Source organism: Leucobacter chromiiresistens, from assembly GCF_001477055.1.
Classification (GTDB): Bacteria; Actinomycetota; Actinomycetes; order Actinomycetales; family Microbacteriaceae; genus Leucobacter; species Leucobacter chromiiresistens_A.
The window spans coordinates 1-6,132 of sequence record NZ_LDRK01000063.1; the positions used below are offsets into that span (position 1 = coordinate 1).

The following is a 6,132-nucleotide window of genomic DNA, read 5'->3' on the forward strand; positions in this document are numbered from 1 at the left end:
GCGACAAGGTCTCCGCCCGTCACGTCGCCGAGGCGCTCGATGGCGTCGGGGCCCGGGCCGATCCACGTCATCCCCGCGTCCATGACGGCCCGGGCGAACTCGGCGTTCTCGGCGAGGAAGCCGTAGCCGGGGTGCACCGCGTCGGCGCCCGAGCGCCGGGCGACGCCGAGGATCTTCTCGATGACGAGGTACGTCTCGCTGCTCGTCGTGCCGCCGAGCGCGTACGCCTCGTCGGCGAGCTGGGCGTGCATCGCGTCCCGATCCTGGTCGGCGTAGACGGCTACCGAGGCGATTCCGCTGTCTGCTGCGGCTCGGATGATACGGACGGCGATCTCACCGCGGTTGGCGATGAGCACTTTACGGATGCGCGACATGAGGTACAGCCTATTCGAGCGCCGCGGCCGAGCCTTGGATATATCGCACAAACCTTTTGACGAATCGTTACCGGAACCGAACTGCACGCCGGTCGCAGGGGCCCCTCGGTACACTGGCAGCGTGGTGAATCCAGAGATCCAAGGCCGGGTGTATCCGTCGACCGCTCCGTATCTGGTGGGGCGCGAGAAAGTGCGGGAGTTCGCGCGGGCCGTGCTCAGCGCGTCGCCGCTGCACGTCGATCCCGAGGCGGCGCGCGCCGCGGGTTTCGCCGACGTGGTGGCCCCGCCCACGTTCGCGGTGGTGGTGCAGGAGGCGACGCTCGCGCAGCTGCTCGCCGACGACGAGGCCGGGGTCGACTTCTCGCGCGTCGTGCACGGCGACCAGCGGTTCACCTACACGCGGCCGATCGTGGCGGGCGACGAGCTCACCGCGACGCTCACGATCACCGCCGTCAAGCAGCTCGGCGGCCACTCGATGGTGACCGCGTCGAGTGATGTCGTCGATGCGCAGGGCGAGCACGTGGTCACGGCCATCTCGACGCTCGTGGTGCGCGCTGCCGAGGAGGAGAACGCATGACCGCCCCCGACTTCGCATCCCTCGCCACCGGCGACGTCGTCGCCGAGCGCGAGCTCGTGCTCACCCGCGACCGGCTCGTGCGGTACGCGGGCGCCTCGGGCGACTTCAACCCGATCCACTACCGCGATGACGTCGCGGTCTCGGTCGGGCTCCCGGGCGTGCTCGCCCACGGGATGCTGACGATGGGGGTCGCCGGCTCGGTCGCGACCGACTGGCTCGGCACCGCGGGCAGCGTGCGCGACTTCCAGTCCCGCTTCACCCGCCCGGTTCCGGTCGACGCCGCCGAGGGCGCGCGCATCACGGTGACGGCGACGATCGGCGCGATCGACGTCGATGCGCGCACGGCGCGGATCGACCTGAAGACGACGTTCGACGGCGCGACCGTGCTGGGCAAGGCGCAGCTCGTGGCGGCGTTCGCCTGATGCTCCCCGAGATCGGGCCCGAACCCGCGGGCGACGGCACCCCGTTCTCGGACCTCACGACGATGCGCGTGGGCGGGCCGGCGGAGCGGGTGCTCGTCGCGCACGCCACCGACGAGCTCGTCGCCTACGCGCAGGGGCTCTGGGACACCGACGAGCCGTGGATGCTGCTCGGCGGGGGCTCGAACACCGTCATGAACGACCGGGGATTCCCCGGCACGGTGCTGCTCGTGCGCACCACCGGCATCGCCCCGGTGGCCGACGACGCGCTGCCCGAGGGGCGGATCCGCCTGCGCGTGCAGGCCGGCCACGACTGGGACCACCTCGTGGCCACGTGCGTCGAGAACGGATGGTCGGGCGTGGAGGCGCTCTCGGGCATTCCGGGCCTCGCGGGCGCGGCGCCGGTGCAGAACATCGGCGCGTACGGACAGGAGCTGTCGGATGTGCTGCACTCGATCGAGTTCCTCGACCGCGAGCGGGGGCACGCGCGGCGCATCCCCGCCGATGCGCTCGGCCTCGCCTACCGCGACTCGGCCATCAAGCAGGGGCTCGAGGGCGTCGTGCTGTCGATCGACATCGTGCTCACGGTCGGCGAGCCGACCCGGGGTGCGCGCCACGCGGCGCCCGAGGTGCTCTCCGAGCCCATCGCCTACGCGCAGCTCGCGGGCGCGCTCGGCGTCGAACTGGGCGATCGGGTGCCGATCCGGGAGCTGCGGGAATCGGTGCTGCGGCTGCGGGCCTCGAAGGGCATGGTGCTCGACGCCGAGGATCGCGACAGCTGGAGCTGCGGATCCTTCTTCACGAACCCGATCGTGACGGAGCGGTTCGCCCGCGATCTTCCCGAGAGCGCCCCCCGGTTCCCGCAGCCCGTCCCCGAGCCGGTGGACGCCGTCACCACCTTCGCCGAGCTCGAGGCGGGCCTCCCGGTGCGCGTGCCCGAGCCGGAGCCGGAGCGCATGGTGAAGCTCTCCGCCGCGTGGCTCATCGACCAGGCGGGGGTGCGGCGCGGCTTCAGGCTCCCCGGCTCCGGGGCCGCCATCTCGTCGAAGCACACGCTCGCGATCACGAACCAGGGGGGCGCCACGGCCGACGAGGTCGCGGAGCTCGCGCGGTTCGTCGTGCAGCGCGTGCAGCAGGAGTTCGGAGTGATTCTCGCGCCCGAGCCCAACCTGTACGGTCTCGAGCTGTAGCCGCGGCGATGCGGATCCAGATCGTCGGAGCCGGCCGCATGGGGCGGGCGATCGATCGCGCGCTGCGCGAGGCGGAGGCCGACGTGCTGCCGATCGGCGGACGGGGCGCCGACGGGGCTGGGGCCGATCTCGTGCTGCTCGCGGTGCCCGATGCGGCGATCCCCGACGCGGCCGCGCGCATCGCGCCCGGGCCGATCGTGGGGCACCTCTCCGGAATCACGCCGCTCGGGGCGGTGGGCGCGCGCGAGTCGTGCAGCCTGCACCCGCTGCTCTCCGCCGCCGACGAGACCACCCGATTCGACGGAGCCTGGGCGGCGGTCGACGGCTCGACCGCAGCGGCGCTGCAGGCGGCGACCGGCATCGCGGAGCGCCTCGGCATGCGCACCTTCCGCGTACGCGACGAGGATCGCGCGGCCTACCACGCGTCGGCGTCGATCGCCGCGAACTTCCTCGTCGTGCTCGAAGCGACGGCCGAGCGGATCGCGGCCACTGCCGGCGTGCCGCGCGAGGCTCTCGCCCCGCTCGCGCGCGGAGCGCTCGCGAACTGGGAGCGTCTCGGGCCGACGGCCGCGCTGACCGGCCCCGTCGTGCGCGGCGATCTCGCGACGATCGCGCTGCAGCGCGAGGCGCTCGCCGAGCGCGACGCGACGAGCGGGGCGCTGTACGATGCGATGGTGGAGGCGAGCCGGGCGCTGATCGGATCGCGCGGCGCGACGGCCGAGGGGGTCGCATGAAGATCGTACGCAGGGTGAGCGAGCTCCGCGACGAGGTGCGCCGGGCGCGCGCCCGCGGAGCGGAGCGGGTCGGGATCGTGCCGACGATGGGGGCGCTGCACGACGGCCACCTCTCGCTGGTGCGCGCTGCGCGGCGCGACGGCGACGTGGTGGTGATGTCGATCTTCGTGAACCCGAAGCAGTTCACCGAGTCGGCCGACCTCGCCGGCTACCCGAGGCAGGAGGCGGCCGATGCGGCGCTCGCGGAGTCCGCAGGCGTCGACGTGCTATTCGCGCCGGACGCCGCCGAGCTCTACCCCGACGGGTTCGCGACCACGGTGCACGTGGGCGGCCCGCTGACGCAGACGATGGAGGCCTCGGGTCGCGGGCCCGAGCACTTCGACGGCGTCGCCACGGTCGTCGCGAAACTGCTGCTCGCCTCCGACGCGGACGCCGCCTACTTCGGGCAGAAGGACGCGCAGCAGGTGATGGTCGTGCGCCGCATGGTCGCGGATCTCGGCATCCGGACCCGCATCGTCGCGTGCCCGACCGTGCGCGACCGCGACGGGCTCGCGCTCTCGAGCCGCAACGTGCGCCTGAGCGCCGAAGAGCGTTCGCGGGCGACCGCGATCCCGCGCGCGCTCGAAGCGGTCGAGGCGGCCCTCGCGCTGGGGGAGACCTCCGTCGAGGCGCTGCATGCGCGAGCCGCGGCGGTGCTCACCGCTGCGGGCATCTCGCCCGAGTACGTGGCGTTCGTCGACGAGCGCACCGTTCGCCCCGTGAGCGAGATCGCCGATCCGGTGCTCTGCGCGATCGCGGCGCGCGTCGGATCGGTGCGCCTGATCGACAACGCGCTGCTGGCCCTGCCCGACCCGACCGAGGAGCACTGACATGCCGCAGGTGACGATTCCCGCACTCGAGCAGAAACGCGAGCGCCGCGAGCCGATCGTGATGGTCACGGCGTACGACTATCCCGGAGCGCGCGCCGCCGAGCGCGCCGGCGTCGACATGGTGCTCGTCGGCGACTCGGCCGCGCAGGTCGTGCTCGGGTACGGCTCGACCGTTCCCGTGACGACCGACGAGATGCTGGTGCTCGCCCGCGCCGTGCGCCGCGGCACCGAGACGGCGTTCCTCGTGTGCGACGTGCCCTTCGGGTCGACCGAGGTGTCGGATGCGCAGGCCGTCGAGACCTCCGTGCGCTTCGCGAAGGAGGCGGGCGCCGACGCGGTCAAGCTCGAGGGCGGGTCGGCGCCGCGGCTGAGCCGCATCCGCGCGATCGTCGCGGCCGGCATCCCCGTGGTCGCGCACCTGGGGCTCACCCCGCAGACCGCGACCGCGCTCGGCGGACTGCGCGCCCAGGGCCGCACCGCGGCGACCGCCGCGCGGCTCGTGCGGGAGGCGCGGGGCGTGCAGGAGGCCGGCGCGTTCTGCCTCGTCGTCGAGGCCGTGCCCGCCGAGCTCACGGCGCTGCTGCGCGAGGAGCTGCGCATCCCCATCATCGGCATCGGCGCGGGCGAGGCCGACGGGCAGGTGCTCGTGGCGCACGACCTGCTCGGCATCACTGAGGGGCGCACGGCGAAGTTCGTGAAGCGCTACGCGAGCATCGGCGACGACGCGGCCGAAGCGATCGCCGCCTATGCGGACGAGGTGCGCTCCGGCGCATTCCCCGCCCCCGAGCACCGCTACGCGGCGACCCCTGAAGCCCTGGAGGGCGCCCGCGCCGAACTCGCGTCGAGCTGAGCCGCGCGGATCCGACCCGCCGAGCCGACTCGCGCCGAGCCGACCCGCGCGGAGCCGAGCCGCGCGGAGCCGAGCTCCCGCCGTGCCGAACTCGCGTCGAGCTGAGCCGCCGTCAGCGCGCGAGCGAGACCGCGGGTGCGGCGAGCGCAGCGACGCGATCCAGACCCGCACGCAGGTCGCGCTGCAGATCGTCGACCGCCTCCAGACCGATGGAGAGGCGCAGCAGGCCCGGCGTGATGCCGAGTCGGTCGTTGATCTCGTCGGGGAAGGTCGCGTGCGTCGACGTCAGCGGGTGGATCACCATGGAGCGGGTGTCGCCGATGCCCGTCATGCGCGAGAACACGCGCAGGCCGTCGACGCAGGCGCGGGCGCCCTCGATGCCGCCGCGCACCGTGACGCCGAACACGGAGCCCGTGCGGCCCGCGTAGTCGCGCACCGCGATGTCGTGCAGCTCGTTCGACGGTAGCCCGGCGTAGTCGACCGACTCCACCTCGGGCTGCTGCTCGAGCCAGGCGGCGATCGCCAGCGACGTGTCGACGTGGCGCTCCATGCGCAGCGACAGCGTCTCCATGCCCTGGTGCAGCAGGAAGCCGTTGAACGGCGACAGCGACGGGCCGATGTCGTTCACCACCGCTTCGCGCACGGCGCGCGCGTACGCGCCCCTGCCGAACCGGTCGAGCATCGAGCCCAGGCCGGGCCGTGGAGATGCCGTGATGAGCGGGTAGGCGCGCCCGGCGCGCTCCGCCGCCTCCCAGTCGAAGGAGCCCCCGTCGACGACCGCGCCCCCGACGGCCGCGCCGTGGCCGGTGAGGAACTTGGTGGTCGAGTGCACCACGATGTCGGCGCCGTGCTCGAATGGGCGGATGAGCGCGGGAGTGCCGACCGTGTTGTCGACGACGAGCGGAAGACGGTGACGCGCGGCGACCGCGGCGATGCGGCGCAGATCGGTGACGTCGTTGCGCGGGTTCGGAATCGTCTCCGTGTAGATTGCCTTCGTGTTCGGCCGGATGGCGCGATCCCACTCGGCGTCGTCGTCCGTATCCCACACGTAGTCGAAGGCGATGCCGAACCGCTTGAAGCTGCGCCCGAAGAGGATGCGGGTGCCGCCGTAGATCGACG

At 73.1% G+C, this 6,132-nt stretch carries 8 protein-coding genes; 6 read left to right on the top strand and 2 right to left on the bottom strand.

Features of this window, described 5'->3' with window-relative positions; translation table 11 throughout:
• A partial coding sequence (locus tag NS354_RS09555; RefSeq protein ID WP_275934825.1) for a biotin carboxylase N-terminal domain-containing protein occupies nucleotides 1-374 on the bottom strand: 374 nt, incomplete at its 3' end.
• 121 nt (nucleotides 375-495) lie between these two features.
• Here NS354_RS09555 and NS354_RS09560 point away from each other — a divergent pair.
• The 6 genes from NS354_RS09560 to panB are packed head-to-tail and all read left to right on the top strand — an operon-like array spanning nucleotide 496 to nucleotide 5,013.
• The gene (locus NS354_RS09560; protein ID WP_058594286.1) at nucleotides 496-951 is read left to right on the top strand and encodes an FAS1-like dehydratase domain-containing protein; all 456 of its coding nucleotides are present in this window, start codon (nucleotides 496-498) and stop codon (nucleotides 949-951) included.
• On the top strand, nucleotides 948-1,373 hold the full coding sequence (locus tag NS354_RS09565) for a MaoC/PaaZ C-terminal domain-containing protein (protein WP_058594287.1): 426 nt from the start codon (nucleotides 948-950) through the stop codon (nucleotides 1,371-1,373). Before NS354_RS09560 ends, NS354_RS09565 begins: the two co-directional genes overlap by 4 nt.
• A complete protein-coding gene (locus NS354_RS09570) occupies nucleotides 1,373-2,560 on the top strand; it encodes a UDP-N-acetylmuramate dehydrogenase (RefSeq protein ID WP_058594288.1) in 1,188 nt (395 codons plus the stop codon). Before NS354_RS09565 ends, NS354_RS09570 begins: the two co-directional genes overlap by 1 nt.
• An 8-nt stretch (nucleotides 2,561-2,568) precedes the next feature.
• Complete coding sequence (locus tag NS354_RS09575) at nucleotides 2,569-3,294, top strand: Rossmann-like and DUF2520 domain-containing protein (RefSeq protein ID WP_058594289.1); 726 nt, start codon at nucleotides 2,569-2,571, stop codon at nucleotides 3,292-3,294.
• Nucleotides 3,291-4,163, top strand: a complete 873-nt coding sequence (panC, locus tag NS354_RS09580; protein ID WP_058594290.1) for a pantoate--beta-alanine ligase — start codon at nucleotides 3,291-3,293, stop codon at nucleotides 4,161-4,163. Before NS354_RS09575 ends, panC begins: the two co-directional genes overlap by 4 nt.
• 1 nt (nucleotide 4,164) lies before the next feature.
• Entirely contained in the window at nucleotides 4,165-5,013 is an 849-nt protein-coding gene (gene panB / locus NS354_RS09585; protein WP_058594291.1) for a 3-methyl-2-oxobutanoate hydroxymethyltransferase, read from the top strand.
• A 112-nt stretch (nucleotides 5,014-5,125) separates the two neighbouring features.
• Here panB and NS354_RS09590 read toward each other — a convergent pair.
• Nucleotides 5,126-6,132 (bottom strand): PLP-dependent transferase (locus NS354_RS09590; protein WP_058594292.1); only part of this gene is annotated, 1,007 nt, incomplete at its 5' end.